We start from the raw sequence: 24,595 nt of genomic DNA, 5'->3' as shown, positions 1-24,595 counted from the left end.
TCATTTAAATTTTAATACCATCATCATACAAGCTAGTTTCAAACGCGAGCTTTTGTTAATCCTAGCGTTACGTTAGTTATTTTTCACCATTGCACTTTTTATAATTTTCCAAGTATCCTATTTTTTTCTTATTTTACGTTTGACTAAAAGGGCATTCATGAAATTTTCAATTCCCCCAGGAGTTTTCGATATCATTCCAACAAACACCCAAGAAATTTGGAAAAGTTCTTATTTATGGGATTTTGTTGAACGAACCATTAGAAAAACAGTACGAGATTATGGTTATCAAGAAATTCGGACTCCTTTATTTGAACGAACAGAACTTTTTCAAAGAAGTGTGGGAGAAACATCTGATATTGTTTCTAAAGAAATGTATACATTTGAAGATAAAGGTGGGCGTTCTATGTCGCTTCGCCCAGAAGGAACAGCGCCTGTCATGCGTTCTTTCATTGAAAATCAATTGCATACAATCGCTCCGTTGCAAAAACTTTTTTATATTGCTCCTATGTTTCGCTACGAAAGAGCTCAAGCCGGGCGATATCGACAACATCATCAATTTGGAGCCGAGGCTATTGGTAATAGTTCGCCCGAGCAAGATGCTGAATTGATCGATTTACTTTATACGCTTTATAAACGCTTAGGACTTCAAAACTTGAGTTTGAATATTAACTCTATTGGAACTATTTCTTGCAGACATACATTTAGACAAGCTTTAAAAGATTATTTAAAGCCTCATTTAAATAATCTTTCCTCTGATAGCCAAAATCGCTTTGAAACTAATCCCTTGAGAATTTTAGATTCAAAAAATGCTCAAGACAAACAAATTGTTGCTGACGCTCCCTCAATTCTAGATTTTCTCGACGAAGATTCTAAAATTCATTTCGAACAGCTTAAGAAACTTCTTAAACAATTAAAAATTCCTTATCAAGTTAATCCTCTTCTCGTCCGAGGATTAGATTACTATAATAAAACTGTTTTTGAAGTAATTGTGGGGGAACTGGGAGCTCAAAATAGTATTGGTGGAGGTGGAAGATATGATGGTCTTCTGCGAGAATTAGGTGGTCCTGACCTTCCGTCCATTGGCTTTGGAACCGGGATTGAACGTATCATTCAAACAATGATTAACCAAGGCATTCCCCTCCCATCTCCTTCTCACCCCAGTTTATTTTTAATTCCAATGGGTGATGAAGCTAAACATCTTTGCTTTACTCTAACACATGAACTTAGACAACAAGGTATCCCGACTCAAATGGATTTCAGCGGAAAAAAGTTAGGAAAAGTTCTACAATATGCTGATCAAATTGAATCTACCTATGTCGTTGTGATTGGAGAAAATGAACTCCAAACACAAGAGATTGAACTTAAAGAATTGGCAAGTGGAAAAAAATACAAATTAACCATTGATGAATTAGCTCCTACATTAAAAAATTGATCTTCATGGACAATTTTATTTGAAGTCGTGGAAAGAATTATCTATTCCTTTTGAAACGGAAAAACAAACGCAATTTTTCGTTGAAAAGCTACATAAGTCTCTTCACGGAGCACAGAAGTTAAAAAAACAAGCCATGAATAATGCCAAAAAAAACGAAAAAACTAGTGGATGAATCTTATGATGTTTGATTACCGTAGGTCCCATACGTGTGGACAATTACGTAAAGAAAAAGTGAATTCTCAAGTGACCTTATCTGGATGGGTTAATCGCCGACGAGATCACGGAGGTCTTATTTTTATTGATTTAAGAGATCGTTTTGGCTTAACCCAGCTCGTTTTCGATCCAATTAAAAGTCCAACTGCCCATTTAGCGGCTGAGAAATTACGCTCCGAATGGGTTATTTCCGTTAAAGGAACTGTGATTCCTAGACAAGAAGGAATGACAAATCCCAAGCTTCCCACTGGAGAAATCGAGATTATGGTCCATGAAATGGACATTCTCTCAAAATCGAAAACACCCCCATTTTCGGTTTCTGATGACCTTATTGAGGTTAACGAAGAGCTAAGATTAAAATATCGTTATCTAGATATTCGACGAGGAGATGTAGCAAAGAAATTAATTACTCGCCATCAAGCTATGCTTGCAGTTAGAAATTATTTAAATAACCAAGGATTCTTAGAAATTTCTACTCCAATTTTAGGTAAATCTACACCTGAAGGAGCACGCGATTATCTTGTTCCTTCACGTATCTATCCAGGAAATTTTTACGCACTACCGCAATCTCCACAAATTTTTAAACAATTGTTGATGATTTCTGGAATGGATCGTTATTTCCAAATAGCGCAATGTTTTAGAGATGAAGATTTGCGAGCTGATAGACAACCAGAATTCACGCAAATCGATATGGAAATGAGCTTTGGTACGCCTGAAGATCTAATGAATATTGTAGAAGATTTGATAAAAACAGTTTTTAAAACCTGTTCTAACATCGATGTACCAACACCATTTAAACGCTTGTCGCATGCAATTTGTATGGATGAATATGGATGTGATCGTCCCGATCTTCGCTTTGGTATGAAACTGCACAATTTAAATCATCTTGCTGCTCAAACAACATTTTCGGTCTTTTTAGATCAAATCAGAGAAAATGGGCTTGTGAAAGGATTTTGTATCAAAGGTGGGGCCGATTTTTCACGAAAAACAATCGATGAATATACTGAGTTTGTAGGACGTCTAGGAGTAAAAGGATTGGCTTGGATTAAAAGACAAGAAAATGGTCTTAATTCAAGTATTGTCAAATTCTTTCCTGAGTCTATTCATCAACAGCTAATTGAAGAAATGGAAATGGAAGTAGGAGATATCATTTTTATGATTGCTAATACTCCTTCTAAAACAAATCAAGCACTTGATCATTTAAGGCGTAAAATCGCAAGAGATCGCAATCTTGTCAATCCGCATCATTATGAATTTTTATGGGTAACCGATTTCCCTCTATTTAGTTGGAATGAAGAAGAAAAAAGACTTCAGAGCGAGCATCATCCATTCACTTCTCCACATTTAGAAGATCTTCATTTAATGGAAACTAACCCCTTAAAAATGCGTTCCTCAGGTTATGACATTGTTCTCAATGGTTACGAAATTGGGGGAGGTTCGCAACGTATTCACAATAGTGATCTCCAACAAAAGATTTTTGAACGGTTAAAATTTTCTCCAGAAGAACTCGAAACAAAATTTGGATTTTTCTTAGAAGCCCTTAATTATGGTACCCCCCCTCATTTGGGAATTGCTTTAGGATTGGATCGTATGATCATGATTTTAACCCAAACAGAGAATATTCGTGATGTTATTGCATTTCCTAAAACCCAGAAAGCAAGTGATCTAATGATAGAATGTCCTTCCCCGGTAGCTAATGAACAACTTAAAGAATTAGAAATACGTGTACCCGACTCTCAATTTTCTTGGACTTAATTCGTGAGATTGCCTACAGTAATATTCTTTCAAATGGAGGTCTATTTATATGTTCAAACAGACAAAATTATTAGCTCTAGCTAGCTTTGGAATGTTTATCGGATGTGGTGTCTTGCATGCTAATGATGCCAATATAGCAACAAATCAGACTAATAAAAGTGTTCAAGCTTCGACTGAAACACCAAAATCTGATCAAATTGACATGCAAAAACTTTCTGAAGCTTTCGGCCATTTTATCGGCCGAAATTTACAAGCTCCTGGCTTGCAATTTGACTTAGAAGCTATTATCAAAGGGATTCGTGAAGGTGCAGCTGGAAAACCTGCCCCTCTTTCAGAAAAAGAATATGAAGAAATGATGGCAGCTGTTCAAGAAAGAGCATTTAAAGAAATGTCAACAAAGAACTTAAAAAATGCCAATGAGTTTATGATAAAAAATAGCCAAAGTACAGATGTCACTGAGATCGTTCCGGGCAAACTGCAGTATTCAGTAGAAAAAGAAGGAACAGGGCCAGTCGTTGAACCTCACTCTTCTCCAAAAATTCATTATACAGGAAAATACCAAGATGGAACTGTGTTTGGAACTTCTGAAGAAATGGATGGTCCTATTACCATTCCTCTTGATCAAACAATTCCTGGCTTTAGCAAAGGAATTGTAGGAATGAAAGAAGGAGAAAAAAGACGTCTTTACGTTCATCCTGATCTCGGATACGGAACGACCGGGCAACTCCCTCCAAACGAACTTTTAATTTTTGACATTGAAGTGATAAAAGCCAACTCAGACGATGCGAAAACTAAAACAAGTAAATCTGCTGATGATGCGGATGAAGAGGATTTTTTTATCGATGAGGAAGAATATGATCTTGAGCCCGCTCAAAAAAATGCAAAGACACCAGAAGTTTCAAATACTTCTGCTAAAAATTAATAAATTGCATTAACTCCGATCTCATTGAAAATTTGCAAGCTCAAAGTCTTGCAAATTTTCATTAAATTTCCTTTTCCTCTATGAAAATAATTTTATTTCAACCTCAAATTCCCCAAAATGCTGGTAATATTGTAAGAACTTGTGCCGTTACTGGAACAGATTTAATCATGGTTCACCCTTTGGGATTCAGTACGCATGATCGATGGCTAAAGCGAGCAGGTCTAGATTATTGGGAAGGTGTCAGCGTCTCATTTATTGAAAATTTGGAAAATTACCTAGAAAATCAACAAGCTTCTTTTTACTTTTTCTCTAGCAAAGCGACAACTCTTTATACTGAAGTTTCTTACGCTGCAGATTCTTTTCTGATATTTGGTTCAGAAACTAGCGGTCTCCCTTCCATTTTTCAAGAGAAATGGGGAAATCGATTTGTTAAAATCCCTATGAAGCCAAAAGTACGTTGTTTAAATCTTGCTACTTCTGCCGGGATCGCCTTGTATGAAGCGTGGCGTCAACAAGGATTTATGTAACAATAATATTAAGCCTTTATAAATTTAGTTTTAAGCTTCAAGTTCTTCTTTTACAATCTGGTCGACCATTTTGATAAACGCTTGCTTTGTTTCTTCTTCGCTACATACTGATTGAATATTTAAGTTCTGTAACTTTTGTTGGTCTGTTAAATAATTAGCTCGAGCCAAAATTTTCATTTCTGAATTGAGAGGTTGTGCGACTTGAATAATTTTTAAAGTTGTATTCAAACTCGGAACAGTAATCAGTAGCAAATCAGCATCTTTAATATGAGCATCTTCTAAAATGGTAGGAAGTGTAGCATCTCCAAAAACAGCTCGTTGATGGCTATCACTTAAGAATGCAATTGTATCTACATTTTGGTCAATCACAGTCACATCAAAATTTTGCTGTTCTAAAGTCTGCGCAATAGCTCGACCTAAAGGCCCAAATCCAATAACAATTGCGTGAAGAGAATGAAAAACTGGAGGAATATCATTGGGAACTAAAGGATTATAGGTATTTTGCACAGATTCGATAGAATTCTGTAAAAAGTTAATACCTTTAAATAAGAGAGGATTGATAGAGATAGAGATAAGAGCACAAGCAACAATAATATCATAGCCTTCATCAGGTAAAAGATGAAATTTAATTGCTTCTTCACCCAAGATAAAAGAAAATTCTCCAATTTGAGCAAGTGCCAAGGCAACTGTCAAAGCAACTTTGACAGGATAACGCATGACCACCACAAGTAAAAATGCTGCAAGTGGTTTAATAACAACAACAATCGCTAAAATTCCTATAAAAAGGGTAAAATTCTCCATAATCGCCATGGGATTAAAAATCATCCCTACAGTTAAAAAGAAAATAACTGCAAATGCATCCTTCATCGGAAGAGCGTTGGCTGCTGCTTGATGTTTTACGTGGGTTTGCCCAATCACCATCCCCGCGATAAATGCACCCAATGCAATCGATGTTCCAAAAACTAGTGCTGAAGCAACTGCTATCATGAATGTTAATGCTAACAAAGCGAGTGTAAAAAGCTCATGGGATCTAAGCCTAGCAATATGCATAAGAATAAAAGTCACAATTTTTTTTCCAAATGTGAACATAATCAGAGCTAAAAGGAGAAATTTAAAAACTGTCCAACCTAAAGTCTCTAATAATTCAATTAAAGGAAGATTTCCTTCTTTAGCAAAGGTAGAAATAACAGGTAATAAAATCAAAACTATAACAGTCAAAATATCTTCAACAATTAACCAACCTATGGAAACATGACCTTCTAACGTATCTAAAAGATGATTATCAGATAAAACTCTGACAAGAACAACTGTACTAGCCACACCAATAGCCAAACCAACAATAATTCCCACTTCAATAGGCCAACCAATTGCATAAACGATCCAAGCCCCACATGCCGCAGCGACTAAAGTTTGTCCTATAGCACCCGGTATTGCAATATTTTTTACGTTGACTAAATCTTCCCATTTTAGATGTAAACCCACTCCAAAGAGCATTAAAACAACGCCAATTTCAGCTAGTTGTTCAGAGACATTGATATCTGCAACAAAGCCCGGAGAATAAGGACCTATAATATATCCAGCAAGTAAGTAGCCCAAAATCGGTGAGAGCTTTAAACGGTGAGTAATATAACCCAAAATTCCTGCTAAAGAAAAACCAAAGGCTAAAATGAGTACAATCTTCAGATTATGAGAGTCCATGCTGTTAACCTTCCATTATTGCTTTCTCGAAACTTAACACGTCTAGCATTTATCAGAAATAGGGGATATTAAATCATAATTTTTTTTTGATTTAAGTTAAAATTGAAATGTAAAAACTCTTTCAATAGGAATGACTTAGATTTAAATGCATTAAATTCACATTCTATCCTAACAAGGGACAAAAATGACCTTTTGAGAGTTTTAGTCGTTTTAATTCTATATTTCCAAACTTTTGAACTAGTTATGACTGAAAAATTTAATAAAAAAAATAGTAAGGCTTGTTTGTTCTAAGAAAAGAGGAAATAGTCTAAAAGGATAAATTATTATTGAATTCGAATTTGCATTCGTCTCTAACTTGAGAAAAAAATTACCATAACAAAAAAAATTTTACTTAACTTAAATAGTTAAGAGAAAAAAAAGAACTTGACTCAAGAAAATTTCTCTTGAGTCAAGTATGGTAAATATTAAGTAAAAGATTGAACGAGGTTTAAGAGATAATCTAAATCTTTTACCCCAACCACTCTTTTCACTTCTTTTCCATCTTTAAAAACGATCAACGTCGGTACAGAAGTAATTTGCAAATCTGCCGTTGTGCTTTGCGCTTGATCAATATCAAGTTTAGCAACTTTTGCTTTCCCCTGTAGCGTAGTAGATAATTGTTCAACGATTGGAGCTATCATTCTGCAAGGCCCACACCAAGTGGCATAAAAATCAACCAAAGTGACACCTTGAGAAATTGTTTGTTGAAAATTATCATCATTTAAATGAACAAGCTTGTCTGACATAAATACTCCTTATTAAAATAAACAAAATTTAGTCTATACCAGAGGGTATAAAGATTGTCATTCTTTAAAAACAGTGACACTTGAAATAAACGGCTAAATGCGTTATAATTATTGCTTATAGTTTGAATTTGTCCTGATAAACGCAAGGTTTTCTAGCTATTTATTAATCTTTCTTGTGCTTCTAGAAAAGGCTATTCATTTTCGCTAAATAGATGAGCGAAAATCAACAAGATCTCGGTTTACAATAAATTTGCAACTGCAGTTGTGATGCAAATTTCAAACAATTAATCAAATATTCTACAATGTTTTTAAAGAGTGAATTGCATGGCTCAAGAACCTTCTTTTTTCGTTTTAGCTTATTATCATTTTACTGCAATTGCAGATCCGCATCAAGAAGTAAAGGCCCACAAAGAATTTTTTAAAGACCGAAATATTACTTCTCGAATTTATTTATCCGAACAAGGCATTAACGGTCAAATGAGTGGAAAACGAGAGGATGCGGAAGCTTATATGAATTGGCTTCATGCAAATCCTCTTTTTGAAACAATGCCATTTAAAATTCATTCTTATCACGAAAATGTATTTCCAAGACAAACCGTTAAGTATCGCAAACAACTTGTCGCTCTCGATGAAGATGTAGATATGAATCAAACAGGTCAACATATCTCCCCTCTCGAATGGAAAGAATTATTAGAAAAAGAAAAACGTCCGCTTCTTTTAGATGTGCGAAATGAATATGAATGGCAGGTAGGTCGGTTTGATGGAGCCGAATGTCCTCCTTGTGACACATTCCGTGAATTCAAAGAATACGCAGAAAATCTTAAAACGCAAGTCAACCCTGAACAAACTCCTATTATGATGTATTGTACAGGGGGCATTCGATGTGAATTATATTCCTCTTTGCTCAAAAAAGAAGGATTTAAAGAGGTTTATCAATTAGAGGGAGGAATCATTAACTATGGCTTGAAACAAGGAAGTGAACACTGGCTCGGAAAATTATTTGTTTTTGATGATCGTTTAACCATTCCGATTAGTCAAGAACCAGCCCCTGTCATTGGATCTTGCCATCATTGCCAAACGTCCAATGAAACTTATTACAACTGCGCAAATATGGACTGTAACCACCTGTACTTGTGTTGCCAAACTTGCGTAGAGAAATTTTTAGGTTGTTGCTGTACGGATTGCCAAAATGCTCCCCGCGTCAGGCCTTATCATCATCAAGATGTTCACAAGCCATTTCGAAAACGGCATCACTATTTTAAAGATGATTTGACAAGTAAACAATAAAGTTTATGGCCTAACAGTCATTCATGATTTTCTGTATAAGCTGAAAATTTTCAGGCAAATTCATCCTCCTTATTCCAAAACACACTAAAAATTTGTTTGCTTAACTAATCAAACCATTTTCAAGAGTAAAAATGACAATGATAAAAAATCTTTCAAAATTAAGTTTTATCAGCGCTCTCTTATCTCTGTTTGTTTCAACGTTAGTAAGCGCTTATTTGTCTTCTTCTTTCTCTGCATATCTCTCACACAACTGCTTTTGCTTTGTCCCAACTATTTTTATGTTTCCCTTTACTTTGAAAGCAATGAAGTCCAAACTGGTGTCAATGTCCGCACTATCTGACAAAAGGAACAGGATATAAATAACTTTTATTCGCTGAAAAAAAATTTCATAATAGGTGTCAAAAAAATTCAATTTTTTATTTTCAAAACATCTAGGTAGGCATTGAGAGATTACGGTGTTTGAGAAGTGATAAAATTTTCTTTTGTGTTTCATCTAAGATAACAGTCAAACCTGGTTTGACCCCTCTTTCAGATAATTCAAAAGCTTTCATGGTATTGCAAATGCGGCCGTCCAATCGGATGCCGAGTCCTTTAAGGTTAACCATGTTTCCCCAGTCTCCAAACATTTCTAAAGTCATTTCACAAGCCGTAATGATAAATATGACAGGTTTATCTGGATTTTGATGAACAATTTCAAAGATTTTTCCTCCAATATAATGAATTGTTGGAATGAATAAAGGAATGGTTTGTTTTGAAGTGATGGCATTGACTGATTTACCAATAAAGCATTGTTGGCAAACAGAATGAGAGGCATCTCGCATACAATCGGGAGTAAAGCGACCAGACGGACATTCAAAAGGTTTATGACAATAAGAAAATCCTAAAACAAAAATAGCCGACGGATTTTCTAAAAGAGTTTGAAATTGGTCAACAGAATCTACTCCATAGAGAAAAAAATCCCCTTCTCTTTTATAAGGTTTTGTCTGCCAACAAGATTTCAAAAAAGCCCATCCATATTTAAAAGGATGCTTCAAAAATCCTTTCAGAATAGTTCTTTCATGATCTTTTGTTAGCATCCATTTTAAACTTTTCCACTTTAAATACTTAGCTGTTTCTTCAGTCATACCAACCATGTCAGGTAAAACTGTCAATTTTTTTATGGGCTTTTTTTCAGCTGCTAGTTGAGCTTTTTGGTCCCATTCTTTCTCAGCTTCATCCCAATGCTTTTGCCACATGGTTAATTTTGTCATAAATGTTCCTTTAAAAGATCGTCCGAAGGTTGAAAATTTGAAAAGAAAACAGTATCTTTGTTTATTTTTCTAACACTATAACAAATCAAGGCTTTATTCATGAATGAAATTGGTTACACATTAGACATTGAAGAGATGAATAAAACCGGATTTTTGACTCTTAAATTAACAGAAGTGATAAAAGAAGGTTATCATCATCGCCTGCATTATCCCTTAACCAAAAATTTAGCCAAATGGAAAGCGTCTATTCAACAAGATCGCGAAAAAGAAATTTTTACATCCCTTTTTAAAGAAGAGGTTAACTATCAAACCAAACTCATAGGACGTTCCCCTTCTCTAGAAACTACGACCTCTCCTTTTTTCCATATTTCTTCAAATCAAGCGGTCAATTACTTAAATCTTCTAGGGTCTTTGCAAAAAATTTATTTAAACAATAAGCAACTGGTTGTCGATTTTGTTGGGAAAGTTGAATTTTATTATGAAGTATTTCCTTTAAATACCAGCCAAATAGAAATAAAAGGCCATTTGAAATGGCGTGATCAAGATATTGACATCGCCAGTTGTGATTGTATCGGACCTGGTAAACCTGTCTGGTTTGTACGAGGGATTTCTTTAAAAGGAATTACAACCTTTATCTCATGGAAAGAGCTTCAACATGCTTATCAAACACGGCCTTGGATCTTGGAAGGTTCACAAAAAGCTGCTTTTTTAGAAGAGTTTGAAGAAAATGATTCTGATTCTCCGCAATTGATGATAAAAGGTCATTCCATTGAAAATCTCTATAAACAAACTGAACCTCTCCCTTTTCTCATTTTAAAAGATCGCTCCGGTGGCTTTGCAGATCTTTGGTTAAATTATGGAAATGGGTTAAAAATTGCTTTTCATGACTTAAAAAAAACTCCTTTTAAACGTCAAGAAGAAGCCGAAAAAAATTTTGAAAAAGATCTATTAGAAACGAATTTCATCAAGAAAAATGTAGGGACCTCTCACTATTATTGCCCTCTTGATAAGGTTGCCAAAAGTCTCACTTTCTTATTAGAAATTGGTTGGGTGATTTTAGATTGGAAAGAAAACCGTGTCATTAAACAAGATCATATTAATTTAAAATTGGAAGATGCCCCTCAAATGATAAAAATTAAAGGCTCCGTTCGCTACGAAACTCATGAAGCCGACGTCAGTTCCGTATTAGGAGCTTTTAATCGACGAGAACGATTTATACAACTAAATCCAGGCACAGTCGGCCTTCTTCCAGAGTTACATTCTGTACAAGAATTAAAAGAACTTGCGGAAGAAGGAGAAATCATTGGACAAGAAGTACATATCAAAAAAAGTCATATTGGTGCTCTTTCTTCGTTATTTGATCGACCAGAACTTCCTTCTACACTATCCATTTTTAAACAAAAGTGGGAAAATTTTAAAGGAGTAGAAACTGCTTTACCTACCCCTTCTTTTGAAGGACATTTAAGGCCTTATCAACAAGAGGGATTAAACTGGCTTTCTTTTTTATTTAACTATGGATTCCATGGAATTTTAGCAGACGAAATGGGACTTGGAAAAACAGTCCAAGTACTGGCCTTTATTTCTCGGTTCTCTTCCGAATCTAAACATTTGATTGTTGTTCCTACATCCTTACTTTTTAATTGGAAAAATGAAATTTGTCGCTTTTTACCTTCATGTTCATGCTATATTCACCAAGGTTCTCAGCGTGCAAATTCTATAGAGATTTTGCAAAACTATTCGATTATCTTGACTTCTTATACTACGTTAAGATTAGATCTTTCTCTCTTACAAAAATTAGATCTAAGTACACTCATTTTAGATGAGGCTCAACAAATTAAAAATGCTCATACGCAAACATTTCAAGCAGCTTGTTCATTATCCTCTCACTTTAGGTTGTGTATCACCGGCACGCCTATTGAAAATCATCTTGGAGAACTTTGGTCTCATTTTCATTTTCTAATTCCTGATCTTTTTGGTGCAGAAGAAAGTTTTAATGCAGATATTCAAGCAGCAAGTGCTGATCGACGTTATCTCGATCGTATTAAGAAAAAAGTGGCCCCTTTTATTCTCAGAAGACAGAAACAAGAAGTGGCTAAAGACCTGCCTGCCCGTATTGATCAAATTGTTTGGATCGAAATGAGTGAGTCTCAAAGGCAGCATTATGAACAGTTTTTAGCTAATTTTAAGGGAAATTTATTTAAGAAAATTGAAGCTGAAGGGATTACTAAACATCGATTAGAAGTTCTAGAAGCTATTCTCCGTCTCCGTCAGATTTGTTGCCACCCCCTTCTTGTTTCGTCGATAATAGAGGAAAAAGAAGATTTAATAACTAGCGCCAAATTTGATCTTTTAATTCAAGATTTACAAACAATCAGAGAGAAAGGACGAAAAGTTCTTGTTTATAGTCAATTCACTTCGATGTTAAAATTAATGACACGCTATGCTAATCAGCAAGGTTGGACGTACGCTTATTTAGATGGAAGTACTCAAAATAGAGAAAAAGTCGTAACTGAATTTCAAGAAAACCTGGAACAATCTATTTTCTTTATCAGTTTAAAAGCTGGGGGTGTTGGATTAAATTTAACTGCTGCAGACTATGTAATACTTTACGATCCGTGGTGGAATGAAGCCGTCGAAGAACAAGCTATTAATCGAGCCCACCGCATTGGACGCCAGGAGCAAGTGATCGCCAAGCGTTTCGTTGTTATTGAGAGCATTGAAGAAAAAATGATGAAGCTGAAAGCCGCTAAAAGAACGCTGGTTGATGACATTTTTGATATCGAAGCGGCTCCCACTCAATTAACCATTGAAGATTTGCGCTATTTAATTAGTTAATTTTGGATGATAATTTTCTACACCCTCTTATTAACCATTAAAATCCGCATTATTTTCTTGCTCTGATTCATAAAGCTCGCGAGCTGTAACTTTGACTGTTTCAAGACCACCTGCGAAGCCAACTAATCTCATTAGATGATCTACATAACCTAATTCAGTTAGTAAATGATCATTAAGAGATTCCAAATAAGCTACTTTTTTAAGAAGATCTGTCTTTTTCATATTCACCTCCAAGGTGTACATGACTATTTATGCATGTGGTATGCCATCTTCGACTGATTCATCAAAAAAACCAAACCCCGAGCTTAGGGTTATTATATATTATAAAAGCTCAGGGCTACTATGACCTATTATGAATCTATTAAACTATAATGGCATTGATAAAACTTTATTACACACACAATATATTAATTATTGATTAAGAGGCTGCTAAATTTTTATTAATCTACTTAATATTTTACTTTTTTATCAGAATCATAAACCCTGGTATCAGTTATTATTAGTAGTGAGTCTTACTGACTTGCCAGGGTGCTATTATTAGTTTATTAGTCATATTAATAATTTAGCATTGATGAAAGGCCTATAAAACCGTAATTATATTAACAATTGATAAAGATCTAATCAAAATCAGGTAAAACTTACGAAATTTTACTTTAATCTACTTATTTTTAGAAATTAAGATTATTTTTAAAAATCTATTCGTGCTGAAAAAATTTAATTTTTTTAAATAAATTTTAAAAGTTTTCTTTTTTATTTTTTTCCCATTCTTACGGGTTTCAAATACTAAAACCCCTTCTAGTAATACCTAAACATAAAAAAGGAAATGTTTAAATTTCATGCCCTTTTTCATTTTCAGCTTCAGCATTTTGTAATAATTCCAAAGCAACTTCTTTAGCAGATGCGAGACCGTGAGGAAATCCAACAGATTTGAGTAAGCTATCAACGTAAACTAACTCTGTTTCTAATTGGTCATGAACAAATTCAAGGTAAGCTATTTTTTTTTCTAACTGTGCCTTATTCATGGGATTCCTCCTTTTTCTGGAATACCAAATCAATGCAAATCCTATGCCAAATAAAATTGTAGAGCTACTTCATGATTTATTGAATTGAGTTTGTTCGCGATTTAACAAGAAGTTATTTTGAAGAAAGCGACAAATTAAAATAGAGGTAGGGTGGAAAATCGAAGCATGAACTTTGTTTAAACTAACCTCAAATTCCACAATTTGAATTGCATTTAAAAGAGTTACTCCCTTAAGTTACCCTTCATCTTACAGATAAAGCGTTGGTGATCAGCTTGCATAAAAATTATCAAAATTATTATTGGAAAGAAGGAAGACCAAAAAGTCTAAACTTTTTGAATGAAGTAAGCTCTTACAGCTATAAAATAGTTACTGAGTCTTATGGAAAATGGTATTTCATAGAAAAATACAATTTCAGTGCCTTTGAAAAGATCATTTTTGACTCCCTACTGTTGCTAGATTTTCGCTATCTAAACCCTATTCATCAAAATGCTTGGCAAAGGAAACGACTTAACAAAGGATCCACACAAATTCAGTGTTTATTACGTAATCAAAAAGGCCGCGCTATTTTTTTCAAAGCCCATTGTTTTCATAACCAAAACTGTACATTTTGTGAAATTCGCTCTATTCATGGCCTTCTCTTAGCTTTTCAAAAATTGTATTATCAAAACAAACAAAATGCCTTTAATAGATTTGTTCTATTCAATCTAGAAAATCGTCTTGTCATGATAAAACCATATCAAACAACCCAGAAACGGAAAAGTTTACTTCTCTTTATCAGAAGAGTAGGATATGCAAACACCTTTGCTTGTAATCGGTTAAAATTATGCCATCTTTAATCAGTCTACGAAATAAAAAAATATATCATATTAAACAAGGATTAGAGTTATTAAAAGCTTATCAATTGAATTGTTCTCTTCCTTTCCGTTTTGGTTGTACCAAAGGGCTATGTGCTGTTTGCGCCATTAAAGTAGTTAAAGGAATGGAAAATCTTTCGAAAAAGACTCAAGAAGAAACAGCCACTTTAACAACTAAACGGTTGGACGCCAACTATCGTTTAGCTTGTCAATGTGCAATTTTTGGAGAGGTTGTCATTGATTAATGACAACCTTAAGGAATCTGCTATTGATTGGATAACATATCATAAGTAGGTTTATTAACTGGACGGTCTTTAAAATACCAATCTGTTTGAGTCGTTGTTCCTACATAATTATAACAAGGACCATGTTTTCTTCCGTTAACCCAGGTTCTTTTTTGAACAACTTGATTCCCATTGCGATATCGATATTCAATACCATGTGGACGCCCTTCTACATAAGGAAGATCTGCATATTTTTCTCCATTTTCAAAAACAATGGTATTTCCATGTTGGCAATTATTTTTCCATTGTTCAATCGAAATTGGTTCCCCAGACATGGTATAAGTCTTTCTTTCTCCTTGAATGACACCATTCACATAAGGAGTATAAGCTGCAGGGGTTCCGTTAGGATGATAGGTTGTTCGCATTGTCATTTGCCCATCTTGGATTTGGTCCACTGAGTGAAGAAGTCCATAGCTATCCCGCACTATTCGCTTACCAAACCCATCTTGCACAGAAGATTCTATTTGGTTGGCTAAGTTATAATAATCGGCCTTAACTAATCCTTGCTCGTTAAACTCCTCTTTGGACTGAGGCGCTCCTCCTTCATACCAAGAAATGACAGAATATTGATCGGCAGATCGATAATCTATTTGTTGTTTTGGCATTCCATTCGCATAATAGTAAGTTTCTTGAATTAAATTCCCTTGATCATAAACTTCTTTTTTTTCAACGCATTCACGATGAGGGAATGTATAAGTTACTTCTCCATGCAATATCCCTGATTCATAGGTTTTTGAAACGACCACACCATCACGGCGTGTAGATAAGACTTGACCATGTTGTCCACGAGAAGACCAGTCTTCAGCCGGCAATTCTACTCCGTAGCGATGAACATATGTTTCATAAACGACATCTTCAGGATGACGATGAGTTTGACAAGAGGTAGAAACTAATAGACATAACAAAGTAGAAGATAAGAAAAATGAACTCTTCATATAATGCTCCAATTGAATGAGAATTTTCTCAAATTATTGTTTAAGATCATTAGCAAACTTTTGAGAAACTGCTGTTTTTAATCGTTGATGCTCATTTTCTACAACTTCTTGTGCAATTGTTTTAGAAAAATCCCGATAAACAAATCGCAGAGTCATATTTTGATGACCAACTGTCAGTTTTTCGCTTCGGTAAATATCTAATAACAATACATTTTCTAATAGATCAGATTTTTGCTCATGAATGGCTTTGATAATTTCAGCAAAAGACACAGACGTCTTGATTGTGAAAGTCCAATCGCGTTCAGAACCAGGATAAATAGCTAAAGGTTTGACTTTTTCAAGTTTAGTTGCCACTTGCATTAAGTCATGTAAATTAAACTCTCCAAATAAGATACGCTGAGAAACATCTAAACGCCTTTGAATACTAGGATGAACTTCTCCAAAAGAACCTACCTCAAGTTCATCTACAAACAAAGAAGCCTGCCGCCCAGAATGAAAAGTTTTAAGATCTAAATTTTTAAATTGCGGTTTTTCAATTCCTAGTTCTTTCAAAAGGTTTTCTATGATTCCTTTCAAATCATAAAAATCATACTCTCGTTTTTTCTCTTCAAAATGATAGGGTTGAGAAAAGCCTGATAAAAGAATTCCAACAACAGATTGTTCTTGATATTGATCGCCGTCTTTAAAATGGATCCGCCCAATTTCGAAGCCATTGATTTGATGGTTTTGATGATCCAAATTGTATTTGACAACTTGTAAAAGTCCGGGTAATAAAGATGGTCTCAAAATTGATTGTTCTATTGACGTAGGATTTAGAACTTTGACAATTGCTTCTGCAGGCATAGAAAGTTTTTGCACGACATTGACCAAAGTTGGCCCAATCAAATCACATGTAATAAATTCCTGTAGCCCTTCTGCAATCAAACATGATTGAATTTCTTTTTCGAATAAATAAATCGGTGCATCAGGTAATTTGGACGTTTGATAACGACCACCGTTTCTTGGAATGTGATCGTAGCCATAGATACGAGCAACTTCTTCAATGAGGTCAATTTCTTCTTTAACATCAGTTCGGTAAGTAGGCACGCATACCATAAAACTATTTTGTCCATCCCACTGATAATGGAATCCTAAACTTTGAAAAATAGCTTCAACTTCTCCTCGGCTAAGTGTTGTCCCCAATATCTGGTTTATTCGAGATAGTCTGCATCGAATTGTCAATTCTAGAAAGTCTTTCGTTTGCTCATCTATAATAGAATCTTCAATTATTCCTCCAGCCACCATTTGAATTAACATGGCTGCACGATTAAGAACCGAAATCAGTTGGTTTGGGTCAGTGCCCCTTTCAAATCGCTTAGAAGCATCTGTTTGCAATCCTAATTGTTTGCTTGTTTTTCGCACAAAAATAGAATCAAAAAAAGCAGATTCTAAAATAATATTGGTTGTTTTCTCGTTCACTTCGCTATTGCGCCCTCCCATCACGCCAGCAATAGCTATGGGCTTTTCTGAATCAGCAATCACTAAGTGAGAATCTTTTAAAATTCGCTCTTTCCCATCCAAAGTCTCAAAAATTTCTCCTTCTTGAGCCATTCTAACAACAATTTTTTTTCCTTTGACAAGATCGTAATCAAAGGCATGCAAAGGATGGCCCATTTCTAACAATACATAATTAGTTACATCAACAATATTATTTACACTGCGAAGACCACTCTTTTCGATTTTTGCTTTTAACCAATCTGGAGAAGCACCTACTTCCACATTTTTAATCACCCGGCAAGTGTATCTTGAACAAGCTTCTTTCGCTTCAATATCAAGTGTAAGACTGTTATTAATAAGATTTCCCTCTTCTTTAAAAACCAAATGAGGATAACGAAGAGGATGGCCTGTCGCTGCAGATAACTCCCGAGCTACACCAACAATACTTGCACAATGCCCCAAATTAGGCGTTAAAGAAATTTCAAAAATGGTATCCGAATAAAGCGTATCTAATGCTGTTCCTGCTTGTAGATGCTCTGGAAGTTCCATAATTCCATCATCTTCATTTGATATCTGTAGTTCTTTGGCCGAGCAAAGCATGCCGTTTGATTCAATTCCTCTTAACTTTCCTTTTTTTATTTTAAACTCTTTCCCTTCATCAATCAGAGAAGCTCCAACAGGTGCAAATGCTGTTTTTAATCCTTTTCGACAATTAGAAGCTCCACAAACCACTTGATGAATTTCTTTTCCATCACTTACCAAAGCAATAAGGAGTTTATCAGCATTAGGATGTTTTTCTACTTCCAAAACATCTCCCACAATAACTCCCGAAAATCCCTTTCCTATCTCTTCATAGCCATCTACTTCTAGACCAGCCATTGTCAAAATTTTAGCTATTTCAACAGGTTCAAGATTCAAATCAATATATTCTTTAAGCCAAGATAAAGGTATACGCATAATGACCAAACATAGATTTAGATTTTAAGGATTAAATGCTTTTCATTCTGAATAGATTCTTCTAATTGAGAAGCTCGAGGAGATATTAAAAACATTTTATCATAAAATTGAATTGGTTATTACGATAAAATATTATTTATGAGTGTCTTAAAAGTAAGTCTATTCGAGTGATTCCTCAAGGTAACATACCATACTCTATAGATTGGAAAAAGAAAAAAGATAGAGATTAGGAGTTCTTTTGAATCACTACTTAATTGTACACTTTCGCTAAATCCACGTGCTAGTGATAATATCAAATACTAGAAAGAAATAAAAAATCTTAGATCGGCCGTCAAATTTTAAGAAAAATGGCTATTATTAAAGGGGGATAAAAAATTCTATTTGATTCTATCAACAAAAGTTGATTGGTAATAATGCTTCTTTGGAATTAAAAAAATCTGATTAAAATCTTTTAGATTTGGTTAGATTAAATATCAATGTTATTATCTAAAATTTTAATTTGGTTTAAACAATCATCAATCAAAACAATATATATGCTTATTATTTATCTAAGGCATATACGTTTTGATGTATCCCTACTATTGCTATCAGCCACATTATTCAAATGATTTTTCAAATTATTAAATCCAAAATTTAGATTTTTACTATTCTCGCACGTGATTTTTTTGTAAGCTTTAGATATAGTTATTGGCATTCAAATAAAGAAGGTCAAAACATAGAGTTGACTATGAATTACACAAAATCATTTAAGGAGATCTCATGACGTTGGAACGTACTCTTTCTATCATCAAGCCTGACGCAGTAGGTAACAATCACATTGGCGAAATCATTGCTCGCTTTGAAAAAGCTGGTTTACGTATTGTTGCTGCGAAAATGAAACAATTAGATAGAAAAGATGCTGAAGGATTTTATGCTGTTCATAAAGGGCGCCCTTTCTTCGAAGATTTAGTTGGTTTTATGACAACGGGGCCTGTGATGATCATGGTCCTTGAAGGTGAAAATGCCATCAATAAAAACCGTGAAATTATGGGAGCAACAGATCCTAAAAAAGCTGCTCCTGGCACAATTCGTGCAGATTTTGCACAAACAATCGATGAAAATGCTGTTCACGGTTCTGATGCTGCGGAAACAGCAAAAACAGAAATTGAATACTTTTTTAAATCTCAAGACGTTTGCGCAAGAAAACGTTAAATAAGTATTGATGTGCTCCTTTTTATCGATAATTTTGATTCTTTTACTTATAATTTGGTCCAATACTTCCAAATGCTTGGATCTGATGTCAAAGTATTAAGAAATCAAGGTTTATCTCTTTCTGACTGCCTCACTCTGCGCCCCACTCACTTAGTGATTGGGCCAGGGCCAGGCACACCTTCAGAAGCCGGCATTTCTCAGCATTTAATTCGAAAAATGGCAGGCTACTTACCTATTTTAGGCATCTGTCTAGGACACCAAGTATTGGCAGAAGCTTACGGTGGAAAAGTCGTCAAAGCCGCTTATCCTATGCATGGTAAAAGTAGTTTCATCTACCATGACTCGCAAGGGATTTTTAGACACATCCCTCAATCTTTTAAAGCTACACGTTATCATTCCTTAATCGTTAAACATGACAATTTGCCACATTGTTTAGATATCTCAGCAATAACGAAAGAGGGGGAAATCATGGGTCTTCGACATCATTTTTATGATATTGAAAGCGTTCAATTTCACCCAGAATCTATCATGACAGAACATGGATTTTCTCTTTTAAGAAATTTTCTTGACAAGCCATTATTGACGTTATAACCTCGAATTAAACGATTTTTAAATTTCTAATGGGGATTCAAATGAATATTTACCGCTTAATAACTTTATTTATTTTTACTTTTGCCTTACCTGGTCTATCAGCAGAGACCACAAATCCGCAATATACTCTAGCTGAAGATAATCAACATAAAAATCAAGACGATGAAGATGATGAAGATTGGTATGATGACGATGAAGATGACGATAATCAATATCAAGCTCATTCTCCAACACCTAAAGAAGAGTCTCAAATAAGTGCTTCACAAACTTCTCAAGTATATCCTAAGATTACTGAAACTACTCACCCAACTTTAACTCAACAAAAACCAACGTTTGCTTCGGAACAAACACTTTCTATTATCAAACCTGATGCGGTTCAAAATAACTATATTGGAGAAATTATTTCTCGTTTCGAACAAGCCGGATTAAAAATTGCTGCCATTAAAATGACTACGTTGACAAAAGATCAAGCAAGTAAATTCTACGCTATTCATAAGGATCGACCTTTTTACAATGATTTAGTTAATTTTATGTCCTCCGGTCCTGTTGTAGTGATGGTGCTCGAAGGCAACCAAGCAATCGCCAAAAATAGAGAACTCATGGGCGCTACAGATCCTAAAAAAGCTGAAAAAGGAACCCTGCGTGCTGATTTTGCAGAGTCTGTGTCACGCAATGCTGTACATGGATCAGATAGCTCAGAAACTGCCGAAGAAGAAGTTTTATTTTTCTTTAAACCAGATGAAATAACTCACCGTTAATTTTTAGCTCTGTAAATAAAAAATACTTGAGGTTTTACAAATTTGTCATTTTTAATACTCAAGTATTTTGACTACATCCTAAAGTCTGACCCTAAATAAGTTTTTTTGGCAACTTCATTTTGGATGAGATCATCTACGACACCCTCTAAAATAACTTTTCCTTCTTGAACTAAATAACTTTTATGCACAACAGAAAAAATTTCCCGCGCATTATGATCAGTGATTAGAATACTAATTCCTTTTTGAGAAAGAATTTGAACTAAATGTTTAACTTCTTGAATAGATAAAGGGTCGATATTTGCAAATGGTTCATCTAACATTAATAAAGAAGGATTCGTCACTAAAGCTCTTGTAATCTCCACTCGACGTCTTTCTCCTCCTGATAAAGTAGCAGCATTTTTTTTTGCTAAATGTTCAAGATGTAGTTCACCCAAAAGCTCTTCTAATTTATTTTTTCTTTCTTGCTTTGACAAAGGTAAACTTTCTAAAATGCATAAAATATTTTGCTCTACAGTAAGACTTCGAAAGACAGAGGGTTCTTGAGCCAAATACCCCATACCCATTCTTGCACGTTGATGCATAGGATAATGAGTAACATCAACTTCTTGAAAATAAACCTTTCCGTGATCAGGACGAATCAACCCAACTGTCATGTAAAAGGCTGTTGTTTTACCTGCTCCATTGGGTCCTAATAATCCAACAATTTCCCCTCGAAGAACTTGGAATGAAAGTTCATTAACAACTCTTTTTCCATTGTATTTTTTAACAATATTCCGAACGTCTAAACAAATGGAATAAGCATTAAGGCTCATCATTCCTCCTGTTTTGTATGATCATCTAAGCTAAAACGCTGTTTAAATTGACTTAGCTCTTTTTCAATAAAAGTAAAACGCACATCTCCAATGCCTTGAAATGATTTTTTGTGATTTTTCTTATTATTTCGAATTCTCAAGGCAGGGGCACTTATTTGAACATTATTCACTTTATCAAAAAAAAGAACACGATGCCCATTTTTTCCAAAAAGAGTCATTTCATGTGAATCTGGAAAATATTCTACCTGATCTGCCATCGCATACTGAAGAATAGAACCTGTTCCCTGAGATAAACCATCGTAGCGATTCATTAGTTTAATATTACCCGTTAAAATTATTTTTGATGGGTCTAGCCGTTGATTTTTCCATTCGTAGGAAATATAAACTTGATCTGCATATATATCTCCAAAAGAATTTTCAAAATAGACTTGTTCGCCTATGACTAAATTCCCTTCTTTATCTTTTAAACCTTCTATTGTTGTCACAAAATTTTCGTGATCAATAACTAATTTTCCTGGACTTATAATTTTATACGAAAGCTCTTTTTGCGAATCATAGTCATATATCAAAGTCGTCTGTTTGGGAGAAATCATCGAACGAAGGGTTTTTTGCCCATTTAAAATTTGCTGTTCAATAATTAATTCTTGTTTCGTATCAAGTTGAAAAACTTGATTTTGATAAACTTTTACATTTCCTTTTAAAATCAAACGTTGCGAAGATTGATCCCACACCAATTCATCAGCACTAAAATCAAGCTTCTGTCTCAATGAGTTTTTTCCTTGATGGTGAAGACTTCCTTTCGGTTTATTTAAAAACAATTTTTTTTGAATTGTCACCATCTTGATTTTTTCTGCTTGAATATGATCGCCACTTCTATTGGTCAATAAGCAATAAGGTTGCTGCTCTTTTGCAAATAAGGTAAGAATTCCTTCAGACCTATTTGTTTGTAAACATTCAAAAAAAGCCCGATCAGCTAACAAAATATAATCATCTAAATAGTGAGCACGAACGTGATGCTTAGCTTCTAGACCTTTAACAACAGTTTTTAAAACTTGATTTTCTGATATGGGGATCCTAGCTAAAGCAACTTCCATTTCCAAGCTTTTAATAATAAGAGAGCCTCTTTCATGATCTTTCACCCCATGATTTTTATAAATAACGTCAGGATAGATTGTGTTGCCTTTAAAATGTCCCTTTAATTGAGAATAATCAATTTCTGCTTCCTGGCAAACAATCTCTCCTCCACCCTGAAATTCAATTAACACATTGTCACGAATATGAAAGAATGAAAATTCTTTCTTAAGATCTGATTGAGAAGGAGATATAGACAAACGCTGAGCAGAAATTTTTCCAAGCCCGTACTGAATCGTGACTTGTCCTATTAAATGGATATCTTTTCCATTATATTTAGCCTCGCCTGAATGAATAACAATTTGCTCGTCAAAGCTTTGATGGATTTGACTTATCATAGGGAAATGAAAGATCAAAATAGAATATAGAGCTGTACACAAAAAAATTCTCACAATAGTTCGCCCCAATCCTGAAAGGCTGCTTGCAAATCTTGGGCAGTAAATGAACGATCATTCTGAGAAAAAGAAAGTTGAATTCTTTTAGCACTTCCTTTCATCCAAGGATGAAACGCTTGTAAATCGTTAATCCATTGATGACCCCTAATTTTGTAACGTGCTAATTGCACATCATCAGCTGTCAATTGTTCTGTTTGATAGTGATAAGTCGCTTTTTTAGCTCTTAAATAACGTAATAATTGACTAGGATGGCAAGAAAGATCTGTATTTGAACAAGCATCCAATTGTTCTTGACATTGGCAAGTTACATCCGTAAAAAATTCAACAAGTTCTATTGCATTTTCAATTTGAGATAATTTAAGTTCAGATTTTTCACTCATTAAACGCCACTGTAAACGCGCTTGGTCTTTCATAAAAAGTATTTGCTTTGTCACTTGTGTACGATTTTGTTGTGTTTCAAAGGCCTTATTGTGCTTTTCATTTTTTTTGAAAGATCTATCACTATACTCCATTAACTTTCGATAATTGCGAACATCATCCGCAGAAGGAGCGCTATAAAACCAAATTCCCCCAAAAATCAAATTTATTAGAATGCCTATTAGAGCAATTTTTCTTTTTTTAAACATTGCTTCAACCTACTTACCTTGCTTCTGAATAAGTTCATAGAGCTCTTTAAATTGAGGCAGTAATTGATCTAGATCTTTGAAATCCATTACAGAAGCAGCATCACTTTTAGCCTCAGAAGGATTTGGATGAGATTCAATAAATAAACAATTGGCTCCCGCAGCCAATGCTGCTTTTGCTAGAATCGGAATAAATTCTCGGTCCCCACCAGACTTAGAACCTAAGCCTCCAGGTTTTTGCACTGAATGCGTAGCATCAAAGCACACAGGATAACCCAATTCTTGCATAATTGGAATCCCTCGCATATCACTGATAAGATTATTATAACCAAAAGTTGTTCCGCGATCGACTAAGATAATATTAGAATTTCCACCGGATTCCATTTTTTTGATGACATTTTCCATATCCCAAGGAGCTAAAAATTGCCCTTTTTTAATACTAACAATCGCTCCTGTTTGGGCTGCAGCTAAAATAAGATCTGTTTGTCTACACAAAAAAGCTGGAATTTGAATTATTTCACAAACTGAACCAGCAGTAGTTGCTTCTTGGGGGGAATGAACATCTGTAACGACTGCTAAACCGAACTCTTTTTGTATACGTTCTAAAATACGAAGACCTTCTTCTAGACCGGGTCCTCTAAAAGAATCATACGCAGATCGATTAGCCTTATCGTAGCTAGATTTAAAAATTAAAGAAACGTTATATTTTTCAAACATATTTTTTAGCGTTTCTGCAGCTTTTAAGCAATGCGTTTCGCTTTCGATTACACAAGGACCAGACATGATAACGAGAGGTTCTTTAGGACCTATCGCAAAATCTTTAACAACAATTCGACGCATATTCAACCTTTAATAGAGATAA

General features: G+C 34.7%; 23 protein-coding genes. 12 read left to right on the top strand and 11 right to left on the bottom strand.

Annotated features, from left to right (window positions below; genetic code table 11):
* Positions 1 to 157 precede the first annotated feature (157 nt).
* The 5 genes from hisS (at position 158) to BU804_RS06700 (ending at position 4,849) form a co-directional block, all read left to right on the top strand.
* A complete protein-coding gene (hisS, locus tag BU804_RS06715) occupies positions 158 to 1,432 on the top strand; it encodes a histidine--tRNA ligase (protein WP_075883478.1) in 1,275 nt (424 codons plus the stop codon).
* Positions 1,433 to 1,451: 19 nt separating this feature from the next.
* Positions 1,452 to 1,604, top strand: coding sequence for a hypothetical protein (locus BU804_RS13370; protein WP_158025036.1), 153 nt, complete (start codon positions 1,452 to 1,454; stop codon positions 1,602 to 1,604).
* Entirely contained in the window at positions 1,601 to 3,400 is a 1,800-nt protein-coding gene (aspS, locus tag BU804_RS06710) for an aspartate--tRNA ligase (RefSeq protein ID WP_079988646.1), read from the top strand. The genes BU804_RS13370 and aspS overlap by 4 nt, the downstream gene beginning before the upstream one ends.
* A gap of 49 nt (positions 3,401 to 3,449) precedes the next feature.
* Positions 3,450 to 4,322, top strand: coding sequence for an FKBP-type peptidyl-prolyl cis-trans isomerase (locus BU804_RS06705; protein WP_075883477.1), 873 nt, complete (start codon positions 3,450 to 3,452; stop codon positions 4,320 to 4,322).
* 80 nt (positions 4,323 to 4,402) lie between these two features.
* Entirely contained in the window at positions 4,403 to 4,849 is a 447-nt protein-coding gene (locus tag BU804_RS06700; RefSeq protein ID WP_039356681.1) for a tRNA (cytidine(34)-2'-O)-methyltransferase, read from the top strand.
* 30 nt (positions 4,850 to 4,879) lie between these two features.
* Here BU804_RS06700 and BU804_RS06695 read toward each other — a convergent pair whose 3' ends face one another.
* Both BU804_RS06695 and trxA read right to left on the bottom strand, forming a co-directional pair.
* A complete protein-coding gene (locus BU804_RS06695; protein WP_075883476.1) occupies positions 4,880 to 6,547 on the bottom strand; it encodes a cation:proton antiporter in 1,668 nt (555 codons plus the stop codon).
* Positions 6,548 to 7,011: 464 nt separating this feature from the next.
* Positions 7,012 to 7,332, bottom strand: coding sequence for a thioredoxin (gene trxA, locus BU804_RS06690; protein WP_011174929.1), 321 nt, complete (start codon positions 7,330 to 7,332; stop codon positions 7,012 to 7,014).
* A gap of 324 nt (positions 7,333 to 7,656) precedes the next feature.
* Between trxA and trhO the strand changes: the two genes are divergently transcribed.
* A complete protein-coding gene (gene trhO, locus BU804_RS06685) occupies positions 7,657 to 8,619 on the top strand; it encodes an oxygen-dependent tRNA uridine(34) hydroxylase TrhO (protein WP_075883475.1) in 963 nt (320 codons plus the stop codon).
* Between the two features lie 431 nt (positions 8,620 to 9,050).
* On the opposite strand, the gene BU804_RS06680 is transcribed toward trhO, so the two are convergent.
* Positions 9,051 to 9,869, bottom strand: coding sequence for a hypothetical protein (locus BU804_RS06680; RefSeq protein WP_075883474.1), 819 nt, complete (start codon positions 9,867 to 9,869; stop codon positions 9,051 to 9,053).
* 99 nt (positions 9,870 to 9,968) lie between these two features.
* Between BU804_RS06680 and BU804_RS06675 the strand changes: the two genes are divergently transcribed.
* Entirely contained in the window at positions 9,969 to 12,704 is a 2,736-nt protein-coding gene (locus BU804_RS06675; protein ID WP_226996155.1) for a DEAD/DEAH box helicase, read from the top strand.
* Between the two features lie 30 nt (positions 12,705 to 12,734).
* On the opposite strand, the gene BU804_RS06670 is transcribed toward BU804_RS06675, so the two are convergent.
* Both BU804_RS06670 and BU804_RS06665 read right to left on the bottom strand, forming a co-directional pair.
* Positions 12,735 to 12,926 carry a hypothetical protein gene (locus tag BU804_RS06670; RefSeq protein WP_039356673.1) on the bottom strand — a complete coding sequence of 64 codons (192 nt, stop codon included), beginning with the start codon at positions 12,924 to 12,926 and terminating at the stop codon, positions 12,735 to 12,737.
* Between the two features lie 605 nt (positions 12,927 to 13,531).
* On the bottom strand, positions 13,532 to 13,726 hold the full coding sequence (locus BU804_RS06665; protein WP_042281110.1) for a hypothetical protein: 195 nt from the start codon (positions 13,724 to 13,726) through the stop codon (positions 13,532 to 13,534).
* Positions 13,727 to 13,998: 272 nt separating this feature from the next.
* Between BU804_RS06665 and BU804_RS06660 the strand changes: the two genes are divergently transcribed.
* Together BU804_RS06660 and BU804_RS06655 are read left to right on the top strand one after the other, a co-directional pair.
* Entirely contained in the window at positions 13,999 to 14,562 is a 564-nt protein-coding gene (locus BU804_RS06660; protein ID WP_143298948.1) for a hypothetical protein, read from the top strand.
* Entirely contained in the window at positions 14,550 to 14,825 is a 276-nt protein-coding gene (locus tag BU804_RS06655; protein ID WP_011174921.1) for a 2Fe-2S iron-sulfur cluster-binding protein, read from the top strand. Before BU804_RS06660 ends, BU804_RS06655 begins: the two co-directional genes overlap by 13 nt.
* A 20-nt stretch (positions 14,826 to 14,845) precedes the next feature.
* Here BU804_RS06655 and BU804_RS06650 read toward each other — a convergent pair whose 3' ends face one another.
* On the bottom strand, positions 14,846 to 15,799 hold the full coding sequence (locus BU804_RS06650; RefSeq protein WP_075883472.1) for a toxin-antitoxin system YwqK family antitoxin: 954 nt from the start codon (positions 15,797 to 15,799) through the stop codon (positions 14,846 to 14,848).
* Positions 15,800 to 15,832: 33 nt separating this feature from the next.
* Complete coding sequence (gene pheT, locus BU804_RS06645; protein WP_075883471.1) at positions 15,833 to 18,232, bottom strand: phenylalanine--tRNA ligase subunit beta; 2,400 nt, start codon at positions 18,230 to 18,232, stop codon at positions 15,833 to 15,835.
* Between the two features lie 759 nt (positions 18,233 to 18,991).
* Between pheT and ndk (BU804_RS06640) the strand changes: the two genes are divergently transcribed.
* The 3 genes from ndk (BU804_RS06640) to ndk (BU804_RS06630) all read left to right on the top strand — a co-directional run bounded on the left by ndk (BU804_RS06640) (position 18,992) and on the right by ndk (BU804_RS06630) (position 20,772).
* Entirely contained in the window at positions 18,992 to 19,423 is a 432-nt protein-coding gene (ndk, locus tag BU804_RS06640) for a nucleoside-diphosphate kinase (protein ID WP_011174918.1), read from the top strand.
* Between the two features lie 12 nt (positions 19,424 to 19,435).
* A complete protein-coding gene (locus tag BU804_RS06635) occupies positions 19,436 to 20,014 on the top strand; it encodes an anthranilate synthase component II (RefSeq protein ID WP_075883470.1) in 579 nt (192 codons plus the stop codon).
* A gap of 287 nt (positions 20,015 to 20,301) precedes the next feature.
* Entirely contained in the window at positions 20,302 to 20,772 is a 471-nt protein-coding gene (gene ndk, locus BU804_RS06630) for a nucleoside-diphosphate kinase (protein WP_075883519.1), read from the top strand.
* Between the two features lie 71 nt (positions 20,773 to 20,843).
* Here ndk (BU804_RS06630) and lptB read toward each other — a convergent pair whose 3' ends face one another.
* From lptB to kdsA, 4 genes are read right to left on the bottom strand one after another with little or no spacing between them, the layout of a single operon-like run.
* Positions 20,844 to 21,584 carry an LPS export ABC transporter ATP-binding protein gene (gene lptB, locus BU804_RS06625; protein WP_011174915.1) on the bottom strand — a complete coding sequence of 247 codons (741 nt, stop codon included), beginning with the start codon at positions 21,582 to 21,584 and terminating at the stop codon, positions 20,844 to 20,846.
* Positions 21,584 to 23,107, bottom strand: coding sequence for a hypothetical protein (locus BU804_RS06620; protein WP_075883469.1), 1,524 nt, complete (start codon positions 23,105 to 23,107; stop codon positions 21,584 to 21,586). The genes lptB and BU804_RS06620 overlap by 1 nt, the downstream gene beginning before the upstream one ends.
* Positions 23,104 to 23,736 carry a hypothetical protein gene (locus tag BU804_RS06615; protein WP_075883468.1) on the bottom strand — a complete coding sequence of 211 codons (633 nt, stop codon included), beginning with the start codon at positions 23,734 to 23,736 and terminating at the stop codon, positions 23,104 to 23,106. Before BU804_RS06615 ends, BU804_RS06620 begins: the two co-directional genes overlap by 4 nt.
* Before the next feature lie 9 nt (positions 23,737 to 23,745).
* Positions 23,746 to 24,573: a 3-deoxy-8-phosphooctulonate synthase gene (kdsA, locus tag BU804_RS06610; RefSeq protein WP_075883467.1), complete on the bottom strand. Its 828-nt coding sequence runs from the start codon at positions 24,571 to 24,573 to the stop codon at positions 23,746 to 23,748.
* Between the last annotated feature and the right edge of the window lie 22 nt (positions 24,574 to 24,595).

The sequence above is a fragment of the Candidatus Protochlamydia sp. W-9 genome, from assembly GCF_001950615.1.
Classification (GTDB): Bacteria; Chlamydiota; Chlamydiia; order Chlamydiales; family Parachlamydiaceae; genus Protochlamydia; species Protochlamydia amoebophila.
This window is presented reverse-complemented; position numbering and strand designations above follow the sequence as displayed.

What these genes read in the sequence shown, in the direction of transcription:
- hisS (WP_075883478.1), top strand. Translation starts at nt 158, where the DNA reads ATGAAATTTTCAATTCCCCCAGGAGTTTTCGATATCATTCCAACAAAC.
- aspS (WP_079988646.1), top strand. Translation starts at nt 1,601, where the DNA reads ATGAATCTTATGATGTTTGATTACCGTAGGTCCCATACGTGTGGACAA.
- BU804_RS06705 (WP_075883477.1), top strand. Translation starts at nt 3,450, where the DNA reads ATGTTCAAACAGACAAAATTATTAGCTCTAGCTAGCTTTGGAATGTTT.
- BU804_RS06700 (WP_039356681.1), top strand. Translation starts at nt 4,403, where the DNA reads ATGAAAATAATTTTATTTCAACCTCAAATTCCCCAAAATGCTGGTAAT.
- BU804_RS06695 (WP_075883476.1), bottom strand. Translation starts at nt 6,547, where the DNA reads ATGGACTCTCATAATCTGAAGATTGTACTCATTTTAGCCTTTGGTTTT.
- trxA (WP_011174929.1), bottom strand. Translation starts at nt 7,332, where the DNA reads ATGTCAGACAAGCTTGTTCATTTAAATGATGATAATTTTCAACAAACA.
- trhO (WP_075883475.1), top strand. Translation starts at nt 7,657, where the DNA reads ATGGCTCAAGAACCTTCTTTTTTCGTTTTAGCTTATTATCATTTTACT.
- BU804_RS06680 (WP_075883474.1), bottom strand. Translation starts at nt 9,869, where the DNA reads ATGACAAAATTAACCATGTGGCAAAAGCATTGGGATGAAGCTGAGAAA.
- BU804_RS06675 (WP_226996155.1), top strand. Translation starts at nt 9,969, where the DNA reads ATGAATGAAATTGGTTACACATTAGACATTGAAGAGATGAATAAAACC.
- BU804_RS06670 (WP_039356673.1), bottom strand. Translation starts at nt 12,926, where the DNA reads ATGAAAAAGACAGATCTTCTTAAAAAAGTAGCTTATTTGGAATCTCTT.
- BU804_RS06665 (WP_042281110.1), bottom strand. Translation starts at nt 13,726, where the DNA reads ATGAATAAGGCACAGTTAGAAAAAAAAATAGCTTACCTTGAATTTGTT.
- BU804_RS06655 (WP_011174921.1), top strand. Translation starts at nt 14,550, where the DNA reads ATGCCATCTTTAATCAGTCTACGAAATAAAAAAATATATCATATTAAA.
- BU804_RS06650 (WP_075883472.1), bottom strand. Translation starts at nt 15,799, where the DNA reads ATGAAGAGTTCATTTTTCTTATCTTCTACTTTGTTATGTCTATTAGTT.
- pheT (WP_075883471.1), bottom strand. Translation starts at nt 18,232, where the DNA reads ATGCGTATACCTTTATCTTGGCTTAAAGAATATATTGATTTGAATCTT.
- ndk (WP_011174918.1), top strand. Translation starts at nt 18,992, where the DNA reads ATGACGTTGGAACGTACTCTTTCTATCATCAAGCCTGACGCAGTAGGT.
- lptB (WP_011174915.1), bottom strand. Translation starts at nt 21,584, where the DNA reads ATGAGCCTTAATGCTTATTCCATTTGTTTAGACGTTCGGAATATTGTT.
- BU804_RS06615 (WP_075883468.1), bottom strand. Translation starts at nt 23,736, where the DNA reads ATGTTTAAAAAAAGAAAAATTGCTCTAATAGGCATTCTAATAAATTTG.
- kdsA (WP_075883467.1), bottom strand. Translation starts at nt 24,573, where the DNA reads ATGCGTCGAATTGTTGTTAAAGATTTTGCGATAGGTCCTAAAGAACCT.